Source organism: Leisingera sp. S2M4 (assembly GCF_055398055.1).
Genome location: NZ_AP040862.1, coordinates 472,270 through 497,038, shown reverse-complemented (window position 1 = coordinate 497,038; position 24,769 = coordinate 472,270). Strand labels below are relative to the sequence as shown.

Below are 24,769 nucleotides of genomic sequence, written 5' to 3'. Positions count from 1 at the left end.
AACAGCTATCAGCGCTCACTAGGATACCAACGCAACAGTGTTTGGGCGGTCTTTTACAAATCTTCGGCTCGGAACCTGCAAGACAGAGGTCAGTTTATGAAGGAGCGTCAGCGCTGCTGAACATAAAATGCAGCTTGCGAATTATACTACTGCTGGTGAAAATCGGACGTGTCCCGTTTTCGTGCCGCTCCCGGTGCTCGTTTAAGCCACTTTCCGTTCGAATGCGACCGGGCTTTTCCAACCCAATACTGAGTGCCGTCGTGCTCTGAGCCCCAACGTTGGACCGCCAGAAGATGGATTTTCCGGAGGGCATGCTCTGAGCCCCAACCTTGGTCCGCCAGAAGCTGGATTTTTCCGGCTCTGTCACGATGACGGGCTGGTGACGCCATCGGGATAATGCATGGCAATCGGGACGTTGTATCCGATTGCGCTGTGGGGTCTGTCCTCATTGTAGTGCCGACGCCAATCCTCCAGCTTTTCGCGGGCATCTGCAAGGCTCATGAACCAGTGTGCGTTCAGGCATTCCGCCCGGAGCTTGCTGTTAAACGCCTCAATGAAGCTATTGTCCGTGGGCTTTCCAGGCCGTGAGAAGTCGAGGGTAACGTCGTTGGCGTAGGCCCAGAGATCGAGGTCCCGCGAGATGAACTCGCTGCCGTTATCGACTCTGATCGTCCTGGGGTAGCCGATCTGCCCGCAGACCCGTTCGAGCGTCTGCACAACATCTTCGCCCCGATAGGTGAAGCGCGGATCGGCCGCAGGGCAGAGCCGGGAATGCGTGTCGACAACGGTCAGGATACGCAACCTCCTGCCCAGGGCGAGCTGGTCGTGAACGAAGTCCATCGCCCAGACATCGTTCGGCCCAACAGCTTCCTGACGGTCCTCTCTGAGCTTTGCCTTCACCCGGCGCTTGGGGTGCTTGTTCCTGAGCTGCAGGCCCAACTCGTTGTAAATCCTGCGTGTCTTCTTCATGTTGATCACCCAGCCCTCCCGTCTCAGAAGCACGTGGACGCGCCTGTAGCCATAGCGCACACGCGTCTCTGCGATCTCTTTGATCCGCCGTTCGACGGCAGCCTGATCCGTCCGCCGGGACTTGTAGTGGTAGGTGGATGTGTCGAAGCAGATGGCCCCACAAGCCTTCCGGATCGATACACCCCAATCGACGCACATCCCGGTGACAATCTCGCGCAAACGGCCAGGCTTCAGAGCTTTCGCCGAATGACATCCTGAAGCATCTCCCGGTCCAGCGTCAGGTCCGCCACAATCTTCTTCAGCCGGATGTTCTCGTCCTCAAGCGCTTTCAGCCGGCGCATCTCGTCCGGCAGAAGGCCCCCGTATTTTTTCTTCCAGTTAAAGTATGTCGCCTGGCTGATCCCGGCCTTGCGGCAGATCTCCGCGACCGGCGTTCCTTGCTCGCCCTGCTTCAGGATGAACGCCTTCTGCGCCTCTGTGAACTTCGATGCTTTCATGCGATTCCGCTCCTCTCCCAGCCAGGGAAATTTAGCGGAAAACTCCAACTCCGAACGATCCAGTTTTCAGGGGGCAGAGCAGGCAGAGCAGCCGTCAACCGCCCCCAGCTGCGCCTGAACCTGGACCTGTACCATGCGCAGATCGGCGAAGGAAACCTGATCGAACTCTGCAAAGCATGCCTGCCATGGATTGGGGAGATCCAAGTCGCAGACGTCCCGGGCCGCTGCGAGCCGGGCACCGGTGAAATCAACTACGCCGGGGTTGCACGTGCGCTTGACGCAATGGGCTATGAAGGCCCCGTCGGCATGGAGGCATTTGCCTCGGGAGAGGAAACGGCTGCCCTAGCTGCTTTCAAAACAGCTTTCTCTCTTTGAACCGCCGTCTCGTTAGAATTATTAGGGCGGGCCGAAGCCATCACTTCTTCGGCCTGCCTCGCTGCTGGACTAAGGTGGCAAAGACGTTGCGCAGGCAACACTGTATGTGATTCAAGTGGAAAAATGCGATGGAGACACGCTCGGCAAATTGCCGAGCGTATATTGCCTGCTCCGGCGTTGCACGCTGGCGGGGTCTGCAAGAAGATCACGCTGGGCCAGGCCTCCTACTTTCTCGATTTCGATCAGGTCATGGTCGACAACCTGCTCAGCCCCAGCATGTTGCTCGCGGGTCGTGACTATGATGGCGGCAGCATCCGGGCGAACCTGAACCCGCGCAGCAGACTCCCCGTTATCCCAATGCGAGAATTCCGTGAGGCACGTATTTGTGCCGACCGCCAGCTTTACCACCTACGGAACCTGACCGAGCGCCACCTCCTCCACAATATGGCGAACCTTCTCGAGAGCGTCCTTTAATTCCTCCTTCGGAATACCGCCAAAAGCGAGGCGCAACGCTTGTGGAACCGCGGTTGTCGTCGCAAAAGGCTCGGCACCAGATACCGAGATCCCACGCGCCTTCAGCGCCACGACAATCGGCTCGGCGCGCATTCCCTTTTCGAGCCAGACCCAAGAAAAACCGGCGTTGGGGTGAGCGCTGAGTGATAGATTAGGTAAGGATGCTCGACAGATGGCCTGCCGTTCTGCACCGTCGCGCCTGCGGTTATCTTCCGATTGGGCAAGTGTTCCATCTTCAATCCACCCCGTCACAAGCGCAGAGATCAGCGCAGGGGCATTCCAGGTCGTTGCCCTGATTGCTTCAAGGAGGCGGGGTATATGCCGCGACGGAGCCACGAGGTAGCCGAGGCGTAGCCCTGTCGCCAAGCTCTTCGAAAACCCTCCGACGTGGATCGTTCGCTCCGGCGCGAGAGTGATAAAGCTCGGAGGCGGATCGCGTTCCAGAAACGCGTAGGCTCCGTCTTCGATGATGAGAAGATCGTGTGCCCGCGCAACTTTGACAATTTCCTGCCGTGTGGCCACGTCCATGACAGATCCCAGCGGATTATGCACGGTTGGCATGAGGTAAACCGACCGCAGTTTACGCGTTCGGCATTGCCTGTCGAGCGCGCCCGGCACCATGACGCCGCCCACCCCCTCGACCGGAATGAGGTCCAATCCCTGAAGGGCAGCAACAGACTTGAAGCCCGGGTAGGTCAAAGTGTCGACAGCAATGGCCTCTCCTGCCTGTAATATCCCAAAGGCGATGGTCGCGAGGCCATGCTGACCGCCAGACGTAATCAACAGATTTTCAGGCGGGACAGAACCCAAGACAGGTTCGAGGCTTTCGGCAATGATCCGGCATTCGTGCGCGCGCCCGCTATGTGGCTGGTAGCGCAACATTGCGTCGAGATCGCCAGCGGATGCTAACCGCCGCAGCCCAGTCCTGAGTATGTCGGCATCGCCCGCGTCACTGGGCATGTTGAAAACAAGGTCTGTTAAGCCCCCGGTGTCGGTCTGATGAACGCCAAGTGTCGGAGGCAAGCCAGGATCGCGCACAAATGTGCCGCGCCCCGCCTCCCCAACCACCTCCGAGCGCCGCTCAAGCTCCTTGTAAACCCGCGTTGCCGTTGCCAAGGCCACATTGAACTGCTCGGCAAATGCTCGATGCGTGGGCAACTTCGCTCCCGGCGCCAGCTTTCCCTCGCGGATCGCGGCAGACAGCGTGTCGGCAAGACGAAGGTATCGAGGCTTCTTTGTCAACGGACTGTATCTAGTACAATAGAAAAATTGTCATGCAAATTGCATCATGGCAATGCGGTTGCATGTCAACCGATGAGGCCCTCCAATGACCAAACTGATCCCGGTTTCGCTACTCGCGGTCGGCCTGTTCACAGTAACGTTCACTGTGAACCTTCAGGCTCCGCTCTATGAGGCCTATGCAGCAGAAAGCGAAGTTGGGGCGACAGCCGTAACCATTGCTTTCGCGGCCTATGTTGGCGGGCTGATGCCAACCTTGTTGCTGCTCAGCGGGTTATCCGACCGGATCGGTAGACGGGCTCCCATCGCCATCGCTTTAATCCTGGGGACCGCAGCGACAGCCCTACTCGTAGTCGAGCCGAACTGGACCAACCTTGTAGCCGCCCGATTTATGCTTGGGATGGGAACCGGTCTCGCGACGACCTCCGGAACCGCATACATGACTGAAATCCTCGGCGCTGACCGGGCAAAAAATGCTGCTTTAATCGTGACCTCCGCCACCTCTCTCGGCTTCGGTGGCGGAGCGCTAGCCACTGGGATAAGTCTAGGCCTTCAAGGCCCGACCTTGCTGCCAGCCAGTTACGTCGTCTTGCTCGTCATTGCACCCGCCCTTGCACTGATCACTCTTGCTGTCCCTCGCGCAGATACGCCGCAATCTGTCTCATTGCTGCGCGTACCGGTGTTTCCGGCAGGCACATGGGTATTCGGCGCGGCAATGGCCCTTGCATGGTCCACGACCGGAATGACCATTGCGGTTGTTCCACTGGAACTGGCCGTTAATAACCTGGGTGGCTGGACAGGGTTGGTTATTTTCCTTGCCATTTTCGTCGGGTTTCTATGTCAACCGATTGCGCGTCTTTTGACCAACGAACAAGCTTTGACACTTGGCTTCGTTTTGACCCCACTTGGGTTCTTTGTTCTAATGGTTGGCGCATGGTTGAAGCTTCTGGCCCTCGTTCTTTTGGGAACCTGCATCACAAGTGCAGCCAGCTACGGGTTTACCTACTTGGCCTCGCTAGCTGAAATCTCGCAGCGCGCGCTGAATGATCGCGCGCGAGCAACGGCAGGCCTGTTCGTCTATGCCTATTTCGGTTTTTCGCTGCCTGTCATCGCCAGCGGCATCTTGGCTGATTGGCTTGGCCTTCTAACCGCAATGACCGTTTTCTCGACAATACAGAGCTTTGCAACGGTACTGATCGTTGTATCGTGGAAAATGCGCGCGCCGCTAAGCCTACCAGTTCCTGCTACAGAGAAAAACGACCACTTGCGCCACTGACGCGCAATGGAGAATAGTCCCACATAGCGGCTGCTCTTACCCGAAGTTCTTAAACGCCTGCCTCTCACGTCAGCGAAGGCCAGTCACCAGCCCAATCGCGACACACGAACCAGGCGCAGCGAAGGCTCCGCTGCAGCCGCAACATACTTCCCGAGAGCGGACCTGCGAGTTGCTTAGGTGGCCAAGGCGATGCTGCGCTTGGCACGGACGTCAGCGAAGCGCAGATAGTGACCTTTGCAAACTCGGATTTTCGACTGCCTGAAGCTGGCAGCGTCGTCGCGCTGGCGACACCGTAATCCGCCATTCGCCGCTGGTGCAGCCAGCACCCACCATCGAATACAGGGGATCCGGACCTTTCTGCCTTTAACTGCGTCCTCAGTCTGCAAGGCGCGGTGCGGCGTCCATGCGCAGCGAGCGACATTTGCAACTCTAGGTATCTACCGACCGGCCTGCGTTCCTATGCTGCATGAGCTGGAAAGAACGGATCTTCGCTGCGAGTCATCTGTCCCTGCCAGGGAACCGTGCGGGACAATAGGTCTTGGCCCTAATGACGGGTAAGCATGCCTGCGCAATGTGATGAAAACTCGAGACAAAATTTACGTTCTATTCACCAATCCTGACTATGAATAAATAAATGAGGCAAAATGGTGTCCGCGCCAAAGAAGCGTGGGTAGACAGGATAATGAAGTAACTTAACGGTCAGCCACGGGTGGGAAGCTGTGGAGACTTGGAATGCGTAAGCTGTTTGAAGAGCCCGGAAAAATAAAATGGGACAACATTGAGCCGATTTCGATTGAAGAATTAAAAGGAAAAGCGTCAAGAAAATACAGCGTTGACCGAATGTCGGTTAAAGAAGGCGGCGATAGCTCTGGGTTGCCGCCAGTCGACAATGGTCTGATTGAGTGCATTTCTAAAAGAATTGAGGAGGAGGAAGGCAAGGCAGCAACCGAGGCAGCTTGCAAAAAAAGAATCCTATTGTTTCGCGCCCATAAAGATACTGATTAGGATGTGTTCAAGGCGCACGCAAAGCCACTGCAAACGTTGAAAGCGCTTTTAAACATTGAACGCTACATTTTTCGATCGGGAACCCGATAGGTGCCAATGTAGGTTCTAATCATTTCCAGCCTCGTCGCAGGAGAGGCTGGAAATAAAAAATTCAACCCTACGTCAGTATAAAATCATAATGAAGGGCAGATAATATTACATCACTTTCGGTGTTTTCAAAGACGATGACATCGCCATTATATGATAGAGTGGTGAACAGAACGCCGAGTGACACGTCTTCCGAAACCTGTATGTCAAGCATATCGGAAATTCCCCAAGCTCTCAGATCTATAACATCAACACCTCTTTCAAAGTCGCGCAGCGTGTCTCTGCTATTGCCCTTGAAAAACACAAAGTGATCTATATCAGATCCTCCGACCAATACATCATTCCCAACACCGCCACTTAAGGTATCGCGACCTTCACCACCTAATATCGTGTCATCTCCATTTCCGCCGCGCAACGAATCGTTTGACGCCTCGCCGGAGATATAATCATCGCCCCCACCGCCACTAATTACATCGTGACCATTTCCCCCAAAAATAGTGTCTCCGCCCCCATTTCCAAAAAGAGTGTCATCCCAATCTCCCCCAAACAACTTGTCATTCCCACGCCCCCCATGAATTTCGTCACGGCCACCTTCTCCAAAAATATGATCCTGACCAAAGGATCCACGAATGGTATCATGCCATGTTCCACCAAATATGGTATCACTCCCACAACCTCCCGAGATCTTGTCTTTTCCGGAGTTTCCAAAAATTTGATCATTTCCACCCCCGCCCAGTATCTCATCGCCACCCTCACCGCCCATTAAAGAGTCAAACCCCTTTTTTCCGTTAATGAAATCAGAAGAAGAGAGGCCATGAATGCAGTCATCCGCAGTGGACCCATTTATTTTGTCTTGACCGCTGCTTCCGCGTACGATCCCAGCCCCACTATTGACTTTTGTTAATTGAACGAAGGTTAGTGACCAGGGATCTTGCTCCAGAGAGATTACACCGTCAGATGTAGATTGGAGCTTCTCAATGCTAATAACCGGGTCAGCACGGTGATCAGCCCCTCCTTTCCCGCCGTCCGATAGCATGGTTGACCGAACAAAAAATATATCCTCTCCAATGACTTCTGAGAGGTCCAAAGATATTTTTGAACTATCACCTCCACTTCTCTCTGAAACGATAAAGACGAAATCCTCACCATCAGAGAAGCCGTGCATGTCGATTTCGCCTTCCTTGGACCAGTCAAGGATCGGCGACATGCCAATCAGGTTATCTCTCATAAGGGAATATGTTTGCCCTGCAATTGTAAGATTCTGCTGGGCGACATCCGTAAGGGTGATGTTTTGTGTTTTATCGAACGTCAAGGGCCAAATCTGAGAAGAATCAATGCCGTGCGTTACCTGTTCGAAAAACATTTCGACCATCATGGCCCCATGCTGTAGGCCCCTTGCGCTCTGCCCATAAAAATTCGTGTTCCATTCCGTAACGTGAAATGAAAGAGACTCCAAACTTTCAGAACGATTTAAAAGTTCTTCAAAGCGCCCGTATTGTGAAAACATGAAGCGATGAGATTCGTCAACACTATTTAACCCAGTGCTAACATAGTAGTGGTGAAGAACACCATCAATATGATCGGCCGACCCGGGAATTTTGTTGATTTCTGATGTAATGTTTGATATTTGCGTATACGCGCTACCTTGTCCTTTGACTTCTACAGGAATCCAATCGCTCGGCACATTACCGTCCATCCTCTCATCGATGAATCTCTTCGAATAAATACCGTGCATTACTGCTTCAGGATCAATGTAGACCACGGTATCCTCATTCGGTGAATACACTTCAGAAGCGGAGGAAGTGCCTTGAACAACCAAGTCAGGCGTCTCCGCACCAAGCTCTTCGAAGAATGACTCAATTTTAGGAAGCAAATTTGCCACGAGATATCCATACTCTGAGGCGGTCATTTCTCCGGACCCCCAAAATTCGTTGCCAATCTCCAATGCGGACACTGGAACCCCATTTTCCTCTGAGCTTTCAACTATATATCTTATAAAGACTTTCAGATCCCTCAGGTAATCTTCGCTAATCTCTTTTCGACTGCCATAATTTCCAAGACGCATGGCATCGTAGGCCGTTTGCTCGAATCCCGTCCTTGTGGGAAGGACAATCGAAACCGATAGTCGCGATTCCCCGGCTTGCTCAAACATTTTATCCATGGGCAGAAGTGTTTGAACATTATCAGTGTCTGACAGAGTTGCATTTGGGTTCGCCATGTCAAAATAGTACTCTGTGGCCGCTCCGCCTGGATACCTGAGGTTAGTGATGCCGATTTCTTCAACCAAACTTGACAGGTTGGATGCGGGATCGACATACTCTTCATCATAAATTGTGACTAGGTTTACACCAAAGTGGTTTTCGGTAACCTCTTCGACCTTATCGAAGTAGACTTCGTTATTTATAAAGTAGTTAGACATCCCGCGCACCAAATTTACAGTTCACCATTTGTTCACACCCTAATATTACCCTGAAGTGTGGCGGAAAAGTGGCGATCTGAACCCGGCGATTTAGTAATAAAATTGGCCTTTTAGAAAAATTTTTCTTCATTCTTCTTGTTACACGAAACGTTCCACGTATCGAAAGGAAGTGAATGAATAACGAAACCTAAAGTGTTATGAACCGAATGTTTCGGTCGTCATACAGCTGGTCCAAAAGAAAATTCATTGCCTTGCACGCTGCTCTGCCCCCTGAAAACTGGATCGTTCGGAGTTGGAGTTTTCCGCTAAATTTCCCTGGCTGGGAGAGGAGCGGAATCGCATGAAAGCATCGAAGTTCACAGAGGCGCAGAAGGCGTTCATCCTGAAGCAGGGCGAGCAAGGAACGCCGGTCGCGGAGATCTGCCGCAAGGCCGGGATCAGCCAGGCGACATACTTTAACTGGAAGAAAAAATACGGGGGCCTTCTGCCGGACGAGATGCGCCGGCTGAAAGCGCTTGAGGACGAGAACATCCGGCTGAAGAAGATTGTGGCGGACCTGACGCTGGACCGGGAGATGCTTCAGGATGTCATTCGGCGAAAGCTCTGAAGCCTGGCCGTTTGCGCGAGATTGTCACCGGGATGTGCGTCGATTGGGGTGTATCGATCCGGAAGGCTTGTGGGGCCATCTGCTTCGACACATCCACCTACCACTACAAGTCCCGGCGGACGGATCAGGCTGCCGTCGAACGGCGGATCAAAGAGATCGCAGAGACGCGTGTGCGCTATGGCTACAGGCGCGTCCACGTGCTTCTGAGACGGGAGGGCTGGGTGATCAACATGAAGAAGACACGCAGGATTTACAACGAGTTGGGCCTGCAGCTCAGGAACAAGCACCCCAAGCGCCGGGTGAAGGCAAAGCTCAGAGAGGACCGTCAGGAAGCTGTTGGGCCGAACGATGTCTGGGCGATGGACTTCGTTCACGACCAGCTCGCCCTGGGCAGGAGGTTGCGTATCCTGACCGTTGTCGACACGCATTCCCGGCTCTGCCCTGCGGCCGATCCGCGCTTCACCTATCGGGGCGAAGATGTTGTGCAGACGCTCGAACGGGTCTGCGGGCAGATCGGCTACCCCAGGACGATCAGAGTCGATAACGGCAGCGAGTTCATCTCGCGGGACCTCGATCTCTGGGTCTACGCCAACGACGTTACCCTCGACTTCTCACGGCCTGGAAAGCCCACGGACAATAGCTTCATTGAGGCGTTTAACAGCAAGCTCCGGGCGGAATGCCTGAACGCACACTGGTTCATGAGCCTTGCAGATGCCCGCGAAAAGCTGGAGGATTGGCGTCGGCACTACAATGAGGACAGACCCCACAGCGCAATCGGATACAACGTCCCGATTGCCATGCATTATCCCGATGGCGTCACCAGCCCGTCATCGTGACAGAGCCGGAAAAATCCAGCTTCTGGCGGACCAAGGTTGGGGCTCAGAGCAAAGCTAGGCTGCGGCAGAAGGGCGATGATCCTTGCAGCGGGTCCTGCAGGTGCTCAAATAGGACTTTGATTTACTTGCACGTTATGTATCGTGTGGTCTCGTTTCTCATAGAGGAAACAAATCGTATGAAACCCAGCACCCAGTCTCGGACCTCACCAACGCCTTCAGTTGAGCCGCCGCGACCAATGGGGGTGTTTCGGGGTAAACCTGCCACCAAGCAGCTAATCGCTTTCTACGTCGCCTATTTAACCGCGATGCAGTTCGGCCGATGGGTGCTTGTGATACCAGATATCCCGATTGTCATATGGCCCCCAAACGGGATCGTCTTAGCGATGCTTTTGACCCAGCCCAAGCAAAGTTGGTCATGGTGGATCGCTCTGGCTGCCATTGGTGAACTGACTGGCAATGCGGTCTGGTTTCACAATCCAGTAGGTTGGGCATTTGGGTATATCGTGGCGAACGCGATAGCCGTGATCTTTGCTGCCACGCTGATGAAGCCGAGTGGTGATGAAGGCTTCCGGTTTAAACGATTATCTCAAGTCTTGAGGTTCTTGGTTGTCTGCGTGCTTGTCGCGCCGGGACTCAGCGCTACTCTTGGAAGCGCGATTGATGCCTTCGTCGGAAAGAACCCGTTCATGAAGACGTGGCCGTACTGGTGGCTCGGAGACGCCACCGGTATCCTGATCGCAACCCCGCTGGCTATCTCATTCATGAACGCGTGGGACAAAAAGGTTAGGCCTAGTCCCATAGAATTGTTCGAGGGCGCTGCCATTGCAGTGTCGCTTTCAGTACTGTGTTTCTGGGTTCTGTCGACGGACGCTACCTATGCATTCGTCCTACCAATGCCGATACTCTGGGCGGCGCTGCGCTATGAGTTTCGCGGTGTCAGCTTTGCGGTGCTGGTACTGACTGCTGCCATCGCGATCCAAGCGCAAAGCTTCGAGTATTCACCTCGATCGGGCGCGGATGTTGCTGCACTCCAGAACATGCTGAGAGCATTAATTCTGATCGCGGCGACCACTGGATTGATCGTCGCGGGCATCGCTCGACAGCAGCGGCAGGCCCTCGCAAATCTGGCGCTGGCCAACGACCGACTTGAGCAACGTGTGGCCGAACGAACCCGAGAGATCGAGGCGACCGAACAGAGGTTCAAAGCCACGTTCGAGAATGCCGGGGTCGGCATTAGTATCGTTGGCGGAGACGGGACACTTCTGAGGGTGAATGGCAGCCTCGCACGGATGCTCGGTCGGGATGAAAGCGAGATAGAAGGGCGACGCATTGCTGAATTCACCCACCCGGATGATCAGGCATTGATCGACGTTGCTTGGAACCAGCTTACGGTCGAAGGAAAGGATGAATACGAGCAAGAAAAGCGCTACTTGCACAAGACGCAGAAGATCGTCTGGGGGCATACAACAGTCAGTTGCGTACGCCGTGAGGATGGCAAGATCGATTACCTGATCAAGATAATTCAGGACATTACGGAGCGGAAGCGCTCAGAGGCTCTGAGGCAATTGCTGATGCGCGAGGTGAACCACCGTAGCAAAAACCTATTGGCCATCGTTCAGGTAATCGCCCGTCAGACAGCGAAGCATTCTCCGGAGAAATTTGTCGAAATACTGAATCAGCGTTTGCAAGCGCTCGCGGCAAACCAGGATATCCTTGTGCATAACGAGTGGAAGCGCGTCGCTCTTTCTGATCTCGTGACAGGGCAATTGGCGCATTTCGAAGCCATTGTCGATCGGGTTCGATTGTCAGGGCCGCCTATCCTGGTCCCCGCTGCGGCGGCCCAGTCCCTCGGTATGGCGCTGCATGAACTTGCAACAAATGCGGTAAAATACGGCAGTTTGAGTACAGAGACGGGTCATGTCGATATCTCGTGGGAGGCGGAGGACGATAGGTTCCGAATGACTTGGCGTGAATCGGGCGGGCCGTCGGTCACTCAACCTGACCGCAAGGGGTTCGGAACCACTGTTTTGGAGCGGATGGTGGCCTCTTCAATGTCTGGAGAGGTCATGTTGGACTACTCTCCAGATGGTTTCAGCTGGGAGTTGACTTGTCCGATGTCTTCTCTAGAGGACAGCGATTGTGCCGACGCTTAACTCTGAGCTATTCTCAAATCTTTGCACCTGCTGATCGGGTTGGTTGATAGCATTTCTCGGACAATAAAACAGCGCTGGTGGCTTTCCGCCCAAGGTTGAGTGAGGGCGCTGGTGGCTGTAGAAAGTCATCCATTTCCGGATGGCCGCCTATGTCTCTGATCCTCTCTCGCAAGCATGCAGGTAGACGCACTGGTATTTCAGGCTGCGCCACTGTCCAGCCCGATTTCTGTGTTCCAATTCGGTGTAGAGTTTCGGGGGCTGGCGGGCGCATGTTAAGTGCCTGACGCGGGCGAGTTTGATTGTATTCTCTGAGCCATCAATTGATGACGACCTGGGCCTGTTTGGTTGTTGTGAACCATTCCGCATCGAGAACCTCGTGGCGGAGAGTGCCATCGGACCGCTCGTTGTACCCGGTCTCCCAACGTCATCCCGGATAAATTCGGATCGAGTTCACACCAACTTTCTCGGGCCACCTCTGGGTCGCCTGAGACGCGAACTCTGGGTCGTTGTCGCTGCGGATGAACTCAGGCTTCCCGTGGCGAAGAAACAGGCCTTAGGGCACCTCCAGAACGTCTTCGGAACGCATTCGGGTTCGGACTACCACCGCGAGCGCCTGGCGGGTGTATTCGTCCAGAACTGTCAGCATTTTGTAGCTTCGGCCATTGCTGAGCTTGTCGTAAACAAAGTCCACGCTCCAGACGTGATTTGGATGCTGGGGCCGGAGCCGGATAATTGAACGGTCTTTGTGGTAGAGGCGCCTCTGCCTCTTGTGCCGCCGCGGTAGCCGCAGCTCTTCTTCGCGCCAAAGGCGTTCAACCTTCTTGTGGTTCACCCATTGCTTGGCAGGCGATTGCTAAGCAATCTGCCGAGAGGGGGCCAGCCCTCGATCCGCAGCAGCTCAGTTATCTTGCGGTAGCGATAGCGGCCATAGTTCTTCACCAGACGGATCATGGCACGCCGCAGACCGTCATCGTTTCTTTTCACCGGCTGATACTGCATGGAACTGCGCGCAAAGCCGACGGCCTGACAGGTCCGGCGCTCCGATGTGGCAAGCTTCTGGCGCGTGTGAATGACAGTCTGAGGAAGCTGGCTCGTCGTCAGGCCTTCGGCTTTAGGCAACTCACGTTTTCCTTGGGGATCAGCTTGTCCAGCTCAAGCTCTGCCACAATCTTCTTCAGCCGGGCATTCTCTTTCTCCAGGCTGCGCAGCTCCGACAGCTGAGACCTGTCCCTCTCGGGACATCGCTTTGCAATGCCCTGCCGGGCAAGGCATGCCGCCAAACCGGCGCCGCCAAGTAAAGTAGGTCGCATCGCTGACACCGACACCGCGGCAAGCACTGCGTACGACGCTGCCATCCGCTAGCCTCAGTTCAATCTCACGCAAAAGCTTCAGGACGTCCTCGTCCGAATACCGTTTCCGAGCCATCTTTTATCCCCACTCCCCGGCAAAAGTAGTGGCCCAGGTTTAGGGGGCACAGACAGCTTGGCCATCGGCTTGTCGGTCAGCCAGGAAAGGTTGCTCATGTCACCGCTCCGTTTTCCGATCCGTGGATCACGCAGCGCGTTGAAATTAAATGCATCCTGACCCTGGCCCTGCGATGATAGCAGCACAAAACAAGACGGAATATCTGGAGCGCCCAATGATTAATCAAATTGGCAGAGACGAGCACGATTTAGGCACTCGCCTTAGTCCTGATCACGGCTCCACTCTGAAATCTGAGGCAGGTCGGCTATGCTCAAAAGATGACGCAACCTACCCCACTCCTTGTTTTTACTGATCTTGATGGCACCCTTTTGAGCCATGACGATTATCGCTGGACCTCTGCCCGGCCGGCCCTAAAGGCGCTGAAGTCGGCTGGGGCCGGTGTCATTATAGCAACCAGCAAGACCGCAGCGGAAGTCGCACCACTACGGCGCGCGATAGGGTTTGATGCTTGGCCTGCAATAGTAGAAAACGGCGCCGGACTGCTTGGCGCGGGCAAGCGATCCACGGAAAAACTCAGCCGATACGATAACTTACTTGAACTGATTGCAACTATGCCGTCGGGTTTTCGCGGCTTTGGGGCGATGTCTGATCGCGAAGTTGCGGATTTGACCGGCCTCACACGCGCGGCAGCCCGAAGGGCCCGTTGCCGGAAGTTCAGCGAGCCCGGAATCTGGCAGGGAACCCAAGCGGATCTTGACCGGTTCCTTGCGGCGGCGGCGCATCTTGGCCTCAAGGCTCAACGCGGAGGGCGCTTCTTGACGTTGTCCTTCGGCGGCGACAAGGCAGACAGGCTGCGGGAGCTGGCAACACATTACTCGGCCACCTGCACCGCCGCGCTCGGAGATGCGCCGAATGACGTTGCAATGCTGCAGGCCGCCGACATCGGGTTTATCGTGAAGAACCCGCAAGGACCGGAGTTGCCCCCGCTGCCCGGCGAAACCGAGGGGCGCATCCGGCGCACGGAACATGTGGGGCCCGAAGGTTGGAACGTCGCGATCCTCGACCTGCTGCGGGGGCTCGAACTGATCAGGGAAAAGGAAAGCGATGGCTGATTTTCACCAGAACGGAAACATCACGACGCTGCACAATCTACGCACACGCAGCCTTGAGGATCTTACGCATGAGCTCTCGGTCTACGCCGAAACCAGGCGCATAACTCTGATCCTGCCCTGCCTCTTCCGCGAACTGGAAGGCCCGGCACTGGTCAACATCGTGAATGAGTTGGCACAAGTACCCTATCTTCACCGGATAATCATCGGCCTCGATCAGGCAGACGAAGCGCAATTCCGCCATGCACGCGCCTTTTTTGCCCGGCTTCCGCAGGATCACATCGTGCTCTGGAACGATAGCCCACGCATGCAGCAGCTCGAGGCACGGCTTGGCACGCTTGGCCTTGCTCCGCAGGAACCCGGCAAGGGCAAGAATGTCTGGTCCTGCATCGGCTACCTGTTGGCCTGCGCCGACAGCTCTGTCATGGCAATCCACGACTGCGATATCATCACCTATCACCGCGAGATGCTTGCCCGGCTAGTCTATCCGGTGGTCAATCCGGCATTTTCCTACCAAATGTCGAAAGGCTTCTATCCGCGCATCGGATCGGACAAACTAAACGGCCGTGTCACCCGCCTGCTGGTGAGCCCACTGCTGATCGCCCTCAAACGCGTGGTCGGCGACCGCGACTATCTCGACTACCTACGCAGCTTCCGCTACCCGCTGTCAGGAGAGTTCGCAATGCGCAGCCATGTGCTGGCAGACCTGCGCATCCCCTCCGACTGGGGGCTCGAAGTCGGCGTATTGTCGGAAGCTTGGCGAAACCTCGCACCAAAATCGGTCTGCCAGGTCGAAATCTCCGACGCCTACGATCATAAACATCAGGATCTGTCACCCGAAGACGCTTCTCGCGGTCTCAGCCGAATGTCCACCGACATCTGCAAGGCAATCATCCGCAAGCTAGCGGCCGACGGCACGGTTTTCACACCCAACGTATTCCGCACACTCAAAGCGACTTACTACCGTTCGGCGCTGGATCTGCTGGAAAGCTACCACAGTGATGCCCGGATGAACGGCCTGACGGTTGATCGTCACAACGAGGAGAAGTCAATCGAACTTTTCGCGGAGAACATTCTGCGCGCAGGCCATATCTTTCTGGAAAACCCCCATGAAACCCCTTTCATCCCAACCTGGAACCGAGTGCATTCGGCCGATCCGGATTTCCTGTCCGACCTTAAATCGGCTGCCAACGCCGATCAGGAGCAATATGCCTGACCCGGCCGCTCAGTCCCGGTTGCTGATCCAGCGACATTGGTAGGGGGCAAAGGGTATGCCAGGCCCGGTCGGATCAATCCGCTCACCCGTAATCAGGTCGACCCAGTCATCGTCTTCGATAAGGTTGATGCCCGTTGGGTTGACGGTCACGATGTCATTGCTGACATTATGTATCGCAAAGATCGACTGGCCCCGGTCCAGGCTTTGCCGCCAGACACCGAATAGGCGGTCATCCAGCGCCAGCGTGAACTGCGTTGCGTTGGGGTGGAACGCAGGCTGGCGGCCGCGCAGCTTCAACAATCGACTCAGCTCTACGAGCACCCGTGACTGGTCCGACTGGGGATCATCAAGCCGATCCAGTAGATCCGGGTAATGCCATTGATGCCGGTTGATGGCCCGTTTCATGCCGCGCCGCTCGACGGCGTCGCAGTCGTTCGGGGTGGCGAGCAACGAGTGTATGTAGAAAGCTGGGATGCCTTCCAGCGACATCACAATGGTCTGAGAACACAGGAACCGCGGGATCTGCAGCTTGTCCGCGCCCGCAAATGTGCAGCGCATCGCCTCAAAGTAGGAGCAGTTCAACTCGTAAGGTTCCTCGCCGCCCCCTGGTTTGGCCCGCATAGACACAAGCCCCCCCGCCTGCCGAGTGGCTGCTATCATCCGCTCTCGCTCTCGCGGAGGCAGAACACCCTCGGCGGGTCGCATGCCTATGCCATCGTGGCTGGCTGTAAAATTCAGGTAGGCACATCCCAGCTGCGCTGGCGGCATCGCCGATTGCCAGCGGTGCAGGTAGCGCGCCGTTCCAGATTGCAAAGCATGCAAGATCAATGGCGGTAGTGGAAAATTATAGATCGCATGTGCCTCGTTGCGATTGCCAAAATAGCTCAGGTTCTCGCTGCGTGGTACGTTGGTTTCGGTCAACAAAACGATGGTTTCGGTCGCGTAGTCGCATAGCAACCGCATCAGCTGGATAATAGCATGAGTCTGCGGCAGATGGATGCTAGGTGTCCCCACCTCTTTCCAGATGAAGGCCACCGCATCCAGTCGCAGGATACGGACCCCTTTGCTGATGTGAAGGCGGATGATCCCCAACATCTCCAGCAGCACCTCCGGGTTAGAAAAGTCCAGATCCACCTGGTCATGACTGAAGGTGCACCAGACGTGGCGGCGGCCGCGGCGGGTCTCGACCGGCTGCAGCAGGGGCGTGGTGCGCGGCCGCACCACCGATGACAGGTCGTCCTCGGGGCGCGCCTCGAAGAAGTAACGGTCGTATGGGGCGTTGCCCTGGCGGTACGCATTGAACCAATGGCTTTGGCTGGACATGTGGTTCAGCACCAGATCCGACATCAGGTGGAAATGTTCCGCGATCCTAGTGATATCCGCCCAGTCGCCCAGTTGCGGATTGACCGCACAATAGTCGGTCACCGCAAAGCCATCATCCGATGTATAGGGAAAGAAAGGCAAGATATGCACACCGTTCACCACTCCGCGCATTCGGCTGAGCAAAAAGTCATACAGGACATCAAGCGGTTTGTGGCTGCCGTCCTGAAGCGAATTGCCATAGGTAATCAATACCGCATCGCGTTCAGACCACAGCCGATTACCCGGCCGACGGCCACGCCTGCGGCGATGCGCCCCCTCCGGCCAGAAAGCCGCCTCGACCTGGGTCGCGAGCTTCGCGATGTCATAGTTCGGGTAGATCTGCCTCAGAAGCGCCGCCAATCGCGCGTCAAATGCGGTGTTTGCATGGGTCACTTGCGCTCAATGCTCCTGTTCTTTCGGTCCTAGATTTTTGATTAGCTCCGATGTTCTCGCCGCAGGAATACAGGTGTCAATTTTTTGGGGCGCGATCAGGCTGTCAGGCGCCTAACGCTCCCGGATTGCCCAATCTTCGGGCAATTTTGATCCACCCTTCTGAAAGTTTGAGAATTGAAATTCTCTGTCTCTCCCTAATAGAACGCATGAGGTGTCGAAACGCTGCTCTAGCGAAGAACAGTTCTTCAGCGTCCTGAAAGAACACCAGGCTGGTGCCCAAGCCAAATACTCTGCCTGATGCACCGCATTAGCGATCGGTCGTTCCAAAATGATGTTCCAAGTATGTGACCCTGAAAGTTCTTGTGGCTAAGCAGTTACAGGCACTGGAAGCTGAGAATACCAAGATCGAGAAGATGCTTGCGACACACGCGCTTCATGTGACCATTTTCTATGAGATGCGGGAAAAGAACCTGCGAGACCCGATACGCGGAAACGAGCCGCGGACTGGACCAAGTTAGGGAAGAACAATTACCACCGAGCTTGCGTCCTGGCTGGGTTCAATCCGCGCATTTATCTGCAACCGTCGACCGGTCTTCTGACTCGGAGCGGGAAAATGGCCTCTAGCACTGCCCAGTGTAAGGCGGCGCTTTGACTATCTTCAGCTACAACTCTTGCTCGACCGTATGGGCTAGCAAATAAACGGGAAAAACCTCGGCCGGACCTACCGTGAAGACGAGCTGACGGGGCGTATTTTTTGCCGCTGCAAATGCGGCATCGGAACGCGGGCGTCGATGGAAATCCCACTGTGACTTAATCGGCAATGGCCTCAGGACCTCCTGACGGAAGCTATCTGGAGCGGCCGCCGCTACCGCCTTCCGTCCGGCGTCCGCAACTTCAGTTTGCAACGCCTAGCCTGCGTTCTCGATACTTCGCTGACTAGGTTGTGAATGCCCGAAAATAAGTGGCCCCTAAGTGCCCGGTCCAGCCTCAAGCAGCTTAGCCGAGACCCGACGCTTAATCGCCTTGTTTCTCAGTTGAATGCCCGTCCACTTATAAGTGTGGCAAGTCTTCCTGGCCTCGCCCCCTTCACGGCGCAGCGCCAATGCACACGCCGATAGCCAAAGCGCAGCCGGATCTGAAAAATTCTGTGGATCCGTGGTTCTCGCTCAACAGATTTGCTGGTCCACTGCTTTCCTAAATACGACTAGAGGCCACCTCAGGAAGAAGATTAGGCGGACGGCCCTATCTATCCCGCCGTCAATATTACTAATATTGACAACATCATCAGATATCCCGTACTAATAATTACAAGTCGGGCGCAACTTTAACTTCAGCGCGTGCGCTTGACATCGCAACGCACCACCGCCCGAACCGAAAAATGCCTTACGATAGGAACCTGAAATGAATGAATACATCCTGCAAACCGAAACCCGAGACAAGCTCAAGAAGGTCTCGACCGCCTCGGTTGCCACCGCCCTTTACAAGCGCGGCCTGCGCAACCAGTTCGTGCAGGGTGTCCTGCCGGTAGAGCGTAAGCCAGTGCGGATGGTAGGCCAAGCCTTCACCCTTCGCTACATCCCCGCACGCGAGGACCGCAACCCTCTGACCGTCTTCCGCAGCCGCGACCACAAGCAGCGCGTCGCGGTGGAAACCTGTCCGGAGGGCCACGTTTTGGTCATGGATGCGCGAAAGGACAGCCGGGCCGCAACAGCAGGCTCGATCCTGGTTACTCGGCTGGCGCAACGCGGCGTTGCCGGCGTAGTTTCTGACGGTGGCGTGCGCGACGCCGAGGGTATCGGCGCGTTAGACATGCCAGCCTATTTTGCCTGCCCCTCCGCTCCAACCAATTTAACGCTGCACGAGGCAATCGACATCAATGTTCCGATTTCCTGCGGCGACGCGCCGGTGTTTCCCGGCGACGTTATGCTGGGGGATGGTGACGGCGTCATGGTGATCCCCGCTCATCTCACCGAAGAAATCGCTGAAGAATGCACCCAGATGGAAGCCTATGAGGACTTCGTCTTGGAGCAGGTTCAAGCAGGCGCGGGAATTATCGGCCTCTACCCCGCTACGGACGAGGAAAACCTTGTGAAATTTGACACCTGGCGTGAACGGAATGGACGTTAAAATGACCTGGAAACCGCATGGGAAACACCTGATCGCAGGTCAACATATCGACGCGCCGCAACGCTTCACATCAACGCCCGCATTCGGCCCAGCCCACGATTATGCCGCCGGCACGCCCGACCTCGTGGCCGAAGCGTGCGCTGCCGCTGAGGCCGCTTTCGACAGCTTTGCCGACAGCAGCCGCCAGCAGCGCGCCCTGCTCCTGAACTCGATCGCCGATGAGATTGAGGCCAACGGAGCAGCGATCACCGAAATCGGCTGTCAGGAAACCGGCCTGCCGGAGGCGCGGCTAGAAGGCGAGCGCGGCCGCACCACTGGCCAGCTGCGATTGTTTGCCCAGCACATCCTGGACGGTGCCTATCTGGACCGCCGCCATGACGCGGCGCTGCCCGACCGCCAGCCGCAGCCGCGCCCGGATTTGCGTATGGTGCAGCGCCCGATCGGCCCTGTTGCCGTGTTCGGCGCGTCGAACTTTCCGCTGGCGTTTTCCACCGCTGGCGGTGACACCGCCGCGGCGCTGGCTGCAGGATGCCCAGTGGTTGTGAAAGGCCACGGCGCCCATCCCGGAACCAGTGAGATCGTCGGCGATGCCATCGTCGCAGCATTGAAAAAGCTGGACATGAACCCGGGTATTTTCAGCCTAGTGCAAGGCGGGAACCGAGCCGTCGGCGCCGCACTGGTGACGGACCCGCGGATAAAGGCGGTAGGCTTCACAGGCAGCCTTGGCGGCGGCCGCGCACTATTTGATCTCTGCGCCGCCCGCCCCGAGCCCATTCCCTTCTTTGGTGAGCTGGGTAGCGTCAATCCGATGTTTGTTCTGCCCGGCGCCGCTGCAGCGCGCGCCGAAGAGTTGGGCTCGGGCTGGGCCGCCAGCCTAACGATGGGTGCAGGCCAATTCTGCACCAATCCCGGCATTGCAATCGTTGCTGATGGACCGGATGCCGACACCTTTGTGCAGTCAACCGCCGACGCGCTCGCCGCTACAGGCCCGCAAATCATGCTGACCGATGGCATTGCCGAGGCCTACCGCAGCGGAGCGCAGCGGATGGCGGATGGAGCGGGTGTAAAAACCCTGCTGCCAGCTCCCTGCGACGGCCGCGCTGCGACGCCGCAGCTGCTCGAGGTCTCCGCCGAAAGCTGGCTGGCAAATGAAGATCTGGCCGAAGAGGTCTTTGGCCCGCTGGGGTTGGTGATCCGCGCCGCCTCCCCGGATCAGCTGCCCGCCCTCGCTCGCAGCTTCAAGGGGCAGCTTACCGCCACACTACAGATGGACGACAACGATTTACCCCTTGCACAAGAGCTTCTACCGACGCTTGAACGAATGGCTGGCCGAGTTCTGGCCAATGGGTTTCCCACCGGGGTCGAAGTCTGCGATGCCATGGTCCACGGCGGCCCCTACCCCGCCAGCACCAACTTTGGCGCAACCTCAGTTGGAACCCTGTCGATCCGCCGATTCCTACGCCCGGTCTGCTACCAGAATCTCCCGGAGGCGCTCCTCCCAGCCGATCTCACGGGTGGGTGAAACCAATTGCTTCGGCCCGCCCCTAGGCGGGCCTCCCCCACACCAAACATGCGGGATCTGGATTACATATTTTTGTCAACATCGCAAAAAACACCCCAAGAGTCGCGGATGAACGCCGAATCTGTATTTTTCGATAACAGATACAGGCGCAAACTAGGTGAAAAGCCGCTAAATTGGTAACTTTTAGTGTTGATTTGTAAACCTGAATCAGTAATATGTTTTAAAACGCGAAGCGCGCGCAGAATGCAGCGCAGACTAGGACCAAGCAGCATGTGGGAGGATGCTGAAGGTCCCCTAAGGCGCGGGGGCCACCCTGTATCGCTAGGCACAAGCGAGACGCGCATATTCCGCAAATAGGCACGACGAGATCACTACCCGCGCGCGGCGAACTGCATCCTGACGGATTGCGCCGTGCGGTCCTGAAACTTGCAAGACGTATCTGACAACAAAATCTGTAAAGGAGGAACAGGTCCATGTTATCTAAAGGTTTGAAAACAAAACTGACCCTCGCGCTCGGCGCCTGCATCATCGGTACCGCAGCTACAGCGGCGGACTTTCCCACTCGCGATATCCGACTGATCGTACCATGGCCCGCCGGCGGTGGTGCTGATGCGATTTCACGTAAGATCAGCAACATCGCCGAGCAGGAACTGCCCAAATCCATCTATGTGGAAAACATCGCCGGCGCGGTGACCGCTACCGGCCTGATGCAAATGACCAACGCCCGTCCCGACGGCCACACCGTCGGCGTGATGACCTACGACAGCATCATCACCCTGCCCCGCGGCCAGATGGTTCCGGGTTATTCCCTGGATAACATGGAACTGATCGCCCGCATCACCAGCGAGGCCGACGCCATCGTAGTCTCCAAACACTCCGGCATCGACAGTTTTGAAGAACTGGTGGAGACCGCCAAGGCCAATCCCGGCAAGGTCCGTCTCGGCGTCGCCCCCAAGGGCTCAGGCCCTTATCTGTCGGCCAATCAGCTGGAAAAACTGCTGGACGTCGATTTCAACGTGATCACCTATGCAGGCTCTTCCGCTGCCGAAGCCGAAGCGCTGTTGTCCGGCGAACTGGATGCGGCGATATCCAGCTTGGGCGATTTCAGCGGCATCATCGAATCCGGCGATGCCAAAGGCGTGGTGGAACTGACCTCGGTACAGAACCTGACCTACACAGACGTGCCCACCATAGCCTCTAAGGGATATGACCTACAGACCGGCAGCTTCATCGTCCTCGCCGCCCCCAAGGACACCCCGACAGAGGCGCTGAGCACGCTCGAAACGGCCTTCAAGACCGCATACGACAGTGAAGAGTTCCAGGGCTGGCTGCAACAGGTCGGTGTCACCCCTGACTGGCTCGGCTCTGACGAAGTCGGCGCATGGAAGGACGGATTGCAGAAGAAAACCTTCTCGCTGATGGACGAGCTGGGCCTGTAAGCCACTACCGCGACTGCTTCCCCCATGCCCCCGGACTGGCGCCGGGGGCATAATGCCAGACCCGCCTCGCATGTCGCCGGCCCGTCCGCCTGCCCGACTGCCGCAAACCGGACCGAACGAACCGCCGCCCCCTCGGCCCGCATACCACTCACGATCCTGAATCCAGCCCGGGAGAAGACGATGCTCTTAAACAGGCAACTGCTGTTCTATTATACCACTCTTGCAGTGTCCGCGGGATACCTGATCTTTGCGCTCAGCTTGGGCGCGCCAACATCCGAAAGCGGCCTGACGCCATCTTTCTTCCCGATCTTGGTCGGCGCTGCCGCGGTGCTGTTTTCCGCCGTTCTGATTCTGCAACAGCTGCGCGCAGGCCAACCCGCTCCCGCCACCCCCGCGGTAGAGACACCGCGCAACTGGACCCACCTTGGCGTCGCGGCGGCAGTCTTCGTCTACATCCTGGCATTCAAGCCGCTTGGCTATTTCCTGTCTTCCGGCCTTTTTGTCCTGGCGATCATCTTGCTGTTTTCCTCCTTCGAAAAACTCCTTCAAAAGGCCGCCCTCTCCGCCGCGATCACCGGTATCGCCTATGTCATGTTTCAACAGCTGTTCGGGGTCCGCCTCCCGACGTTCTGGGGGTAAACCATGGATTTCATCGTTCTTGTTCTCAGCAGCTTCTCGCTGCTTCTGGAGCCCATGAACCTCACCTATGTGGTGCTGGGCTTCGTGATCGGCACCATTTTCGCGGCCATTCCCGGCCTCACCGCGACGCTCGCAATGGCGCTGCTGCTGCCGCTCACCTACACCCTCAACGTCGAGACTGCACTGATGGCCTGCGCCAGCATCTACATGGCTGGCATGTGCGGTGGCAGCATCACAGCAACGACCATCAACATCCCCGGCGCGCCGTCCTCTATGATGACAGCGCTGGATGGCTATCCTATGCAGCAGCAGGGCAAGGGCGCACTGGCGCTCGGACATGCGGCACTGGGCTCAATGTTTGGCGGCGCCGTTGGCGCGCTCCTACTGATCGCGGTCGCGCCTTTCGTGGCTGAGCTGTCGCTGCTCGTGAAGACCACCGGTAAATTCGCCCTTCTTGCCTTTGCCCTCATCGTTGTGGTGATCGCCCAACGCGGCCGCATCGCCCAAGCCGGGCTGGCCGCATGCATAGGGCTGATGCTGGCCACCGTCGGCCTTGACGCGATGGAGCCTGTCACCCGCTTCACCTTCGGCAATGCCAACCTGACCGCGGGCATCGACCTGATGCCGGTGATCATCGGCACCTTCGCCATCGCCGAAGTGCTGATGCAGGCCAGCGCCTCGCGCGACACCAGCATGCTCACCGCGGCCGCGGACACGGTGAAGATCAAACGCCGGGATTTCCTGCCGCCGCTGGCCGACATCCGCAAGATTGGCCTGGGCTGCTATCTGAAGTCCTGCCTGATCGGTTATTTCGTCGGCACCCTACCCGGCGCCGGCGGCTCGATGGGCTCTTTCCTTGCCTATACCGAGGCGGTGCGCACCTCCGACGATCCTGAGACCTTCGGCAAGGGCAACCCCAAAGGCATCGTCGCCTCCGAAAGCGCCAACAATGCCGTCTGCGGCGGCGCCATGGTGCCGATGCTGACCTTCGGCATCCCCGGCGATCCGATTACCGCGATCATGCTGGGCGTGCTAGTCATCAACGGCATCCAGCCGGGACCGCAGCTGATGGCCGGACAGGCCAGCCTGATCGCGCCGATGCTGGCCGCCCTCCTGTTCAGTGCCGTGGTGCTGATCCCCCTGACGCTCTACCTGATCGGCCCCTACTTCATTCGCATCGTCGCCCTCCGCAAGGACGTGCTCTATGCCGTGATCGCACTGTTGGCGGTAGTCGGCAGCTACGTGGCCACCTATTCGACTTTCCAGATGTTCATGGCACTGGCTATGGGGGTGCTGGCCTTCTACCTGCGCCGGAACGGCTTTCCGGTGATCACCATGCTGCTTGGCTATATTCTCGGCCCCAATCTCGAGGAATTCCTGCGCCGGTCGCTGGCGCTTTCAAACGGCGACCCGACGACCTTCCTCACCAACTTCGACAGCCTGTTCTTCGTGCTGCTGACGCTGGTCTTCGTCTACTTCCTCGTGATCCGCAAACCGACGGAGAAAGCCGCTGCGGCTACCGCCAAGTAGTCCGCACCTGAAGTGGTTGTGGGAGATTACC

At 56.7% G+C, this 24,769-nt stretch carries 19 protein-coding genes and 1 pseudogene; 12 read left to right on the top strand and 8 right to left on the bottom strand.

Features of this window, described 5'->3' with window-relative positions; genetic code table 11:
• Positions 1-363: 363 nt before the first annotated feature.
• Positions 364-1,466, bottom strand: a protein-coding gene (locus tag ACZ52D_RS18565) for an IS3 family transposase (protein WP_417475713.1) whose coding sequence is annotated in 2 segments (ribosomal slippage) — positions 364-1,205 and positions 1,205-1,466 — 1,104 coding nt in all. Because the reading frame shifts where the segments join, the coding sequence is not laid out codon by codon here.
• Positions 1,467-1,553: 87 nt separating this feature from the next.
• Between ACZ52D_RS18565 and ACZ52D_RS18560 the strand changes: the two are divergent.
• Positions 1,554-1,841 (top strand): annotated as a pseudogene (locus tag ACZ52D_RS18560) (TIM barrel protein); the annotation flags it as partial.
• Positions 1,842-1,952: 111 nt separating this feature from the next.
• On the opposite strand, the gene ACZ52D_RS18555 reads toward ACZ52D_RS18560, so the two are convergent.
• Both ACZ52D_RS18555 and ACZ52D_RS18550 read right to left on the bottom strand, forming a co-directional pair.
• Complete coding sequence (locus ACZ52D_RS18555; RefSeq protein WP_464443309.1) at positions 1,953-2,249, bottom strand: hypothetical protein; 297 nt, start codon at positions 2,247-2,249, stop codon at positions 1,953-1,955.
• A complete protein-coding gene (locus tag ACZ52D_RS18550) occupies positions 2,250-3,596 on the bottom strand; it encodes an aminotransferase-like domain-containing protein (protein WP_464443308.1) in 1,347 nt (448 codons plus the stop codon).
• 85 nt (positions 3,597-3,681) lie between these two features.
• Here ACZ52D_RS18550 and ACZ52D_RS18545 point away from each other — a divergent pair, with 85 nt between their 5' ends.
• Together ACZ52D_RS18545 and ACZ52D_RS18540 are read left to right on the top strand one after the other, a co-directional pair.
• Positions 3,682-4,869 carry an MFS transporter gene (locus ACZ52D_RS18545; protein WP_464443307.1) on the top strand — a complete coding sequence of 396 codons (1,188 nt, stop codon included), beginning with the start codon at positions 3,682-3,684 and terminating at the stop codon, positions 4,867-4,869.
• A 732-nt stretch (positions 4,870-5,601) separates the two neighbouring features.
• Positions 5,602-5,874, top strand: coding sequence for a hypothetical protein (locus ACZ52D_RS18540; RefSeq protein WP_464443306.1), 273 nt, complete (start codon positions 5,602-5,604; stop codon positions 5,872-5,874).
• 157 nt (positions 5,875-6,031) lie between these two features.
• Here ACZ52D_RS18540 and ACZ52D_RS18535 read toward each other — a convergent pair whose 3' ends face one another.
• Positions 6,032-8,380, bottom strand: coding sequence for a calcium-binding protein (locus ACZ52D_RS18535; RefSeq protein ID WP_464443305.1), 2,349 nt, complete (start codon positions 8,378-8,380; stop codon positions 6,032-6,034).
• A gap of 340 nt (positions 8,381-8,720) precedes the next feature.
• Between ACZ52D_RS18535 and ACZ52D_RS18530 the strand changes: the two genes are divergently transcribed.
• Positions 8,721-9,823 (top strand): IS3 family transposase gene (locus ACZ52D_RS18530; RefSeq protein ID WP_464443304.1). Its coding sequence is split into 2 segments (ribosomal slippage): positions 8,721-8,982 and positions 8,982-9,823, totalling 1,104 coding nucleotides; the frame shifts between segments, so codons are not numbered across the junction.
• A 176-nt stretch (positions 9,824-9,999) separates the two neighbouring features.
• Entirely contained in the window at positions 10,000-11,976 is a 1,977-nt protein-coding gene (locus ACZ52D_RS18525) for an MASE1 domain-containing protein (protein WP_464443303.1), read from the top strand.
• 553 nt (positions 11,977-12,529) lie between these two features.
• Here ACZ52D_RS18525 and ACZ52D_RS18520 read toward each other — a convergent pair.
• The 3 genes from ACZ52D_RS18520 to ACZ52D_RS18510 are packed head-to-tail and all read right to left on the bottom strand — an operon-like array spanning position 12,530 to position 13,401.
• Positions 12,530-12,808, bottom strand: coding sequence for a DDE-type integrase/transposase/recombinase (locus tag ACZ52D_RS18520; RefSeq protein WP_464443302.1), 279 nt, complete (start codon positions 12,806-12,808; stop codon positions 12,530-12,532).
• Positions 12,805-13,095, bottom strand: a complete 291-nt coding sequence (locus tag ACZ52D_RS18515) for a hypothetical protein (RefSeq protein WP_464443301.1) — start codon at positions 13,093-13,095, stop codon at positions 12,805-12,807. The genes ACZ52D_RS18520 and ACZ52D_RS18515 overlap by 4 nt, the downstream gene beginning before the upstream one ends.
• Before the next feature lie 33 nt (positions 13,096-13,128).
• Complete coding sequence (locus ACZ52D_RS18510) at positions 13,129-13,401, bottom strand: transposase (protein ID WP_464443300.1); 273 nt, start codon at positions 13,399-13,401, stop codon at positions 13,129-13,131.
• 317 nt (positions 13,402-13,718) lie between these two features.
• Here ACZ52D_RS18510 and ACZ52D_RS18505 point away from each other — a divergent pair, with 317 nt between their 5' ends.
• On the top strand, positions 13,719-14,513 hold the full coding sequence (locus tag ACZ52D_RS18505; protein WP_464443299.1) for an HAD-IIB family hydrolase: 795 nt from the start codon (positions 13,719-13,721) through the stop codon (positions 14,511-14,513).
• Complete coding sequence (locus ACZ52D_RS18500; RefSeq protein ID WP_464443298.1) at positions 14,506-15,726, top strand: glycosyltransferase family protein; 1,221 nt, start codon at positions 14,506-14,508, stop codon at positions 15,724-15,726. Before ACZ52D_RS18505 ends, ACZ52D_RS18500 begins: the two co-directional genes overlap by 8 nt.
• A gap of 9 nt (positions 15,727-15,735) precedes the next feature.
• On the opposite strand, the gene ACZ52D_RS18495 is transcribed toward ACZ52D_RS18500, so the two are convergent.
• Positions 15,736-17,448, bottom strand: a complete 1,713-nt coding sequence (locus ACZ52D_RS18495) for a sugar phosphorylase (protein WP_464443297.1) — start codon at positions 17,446-17,448, stop codon at positions 15,736-15,738.
• A gap of 1,434 nt (positions 17,449-18,882) precedes the next feature.
• Here ACZ52D_RS18495 and ACZ52D_RS18490 point away from each other — a divergent pair.
• From ACZ52D_RS18490 to ACZ52D_RS18470, 5 genes are all read left to right on the top strand, one after another.
• Positions 18,883-19,608, top strand: coding sequence for a ribonuclease activity regulator RraA (locus ACZ52D_RS18490; protein WP_464443296.1), 726 nt, complete (start codon positions 18,883-18,885; stop codon positions 19,606-19,608).
• A 1-nt stretch (position 19,609) separates the two neighbouring features.
• Positions 19,610-21,130, top strand: a complete 1,521-nt coding sequence (locus ACZ52D_RS18485; RefSeq protein WP_464443575.1) for an aldehyde dehydrogenase (NADP(+)) — start codon at positions 19,610-19,612, stop codon at positions 21,128-21,130.
• A 473-nt stretch (positions 21,131-21,603) separates the two neighbouring features.
• A complete protein-coding gene (locus ACZ52D_RS18480) occupies positions 21,604-22,569 on the top strand; it encodes a Bug family tripartite tricarboxylate transporter substrate binding protein (protein WP_464443295.1) in 966 nt (321 codons plus the stop codon).
• Between the two features lie 180 nt (positions 22,570-22,749).
• A complete protein-coding gene (locus ACZ52D_RS18475; protein WP_464443294.1) occupies positions 22,750-23,208 on the top strand; it encodes a tripartite tricarboxylate transporter TctB family protein in 459 nt (152 codons plus the stop codon).
• Between the two features lie 3 nt (positions 23,209-23,211).
• Positions 23,212-24,738: a tripartite tricarboxylate transporter permease gene (locus tag ACZ52D_RS18470; RefSeq protein WP_464443293.1), complete on the top strand. Its 1,527-nt coding sequence runs from the start codon at positions 23,212-23,214 to the stop codon at positions 24,736-24,738.
• Positions 24,739-24,769: the final 31 nt, after the last annotated feature.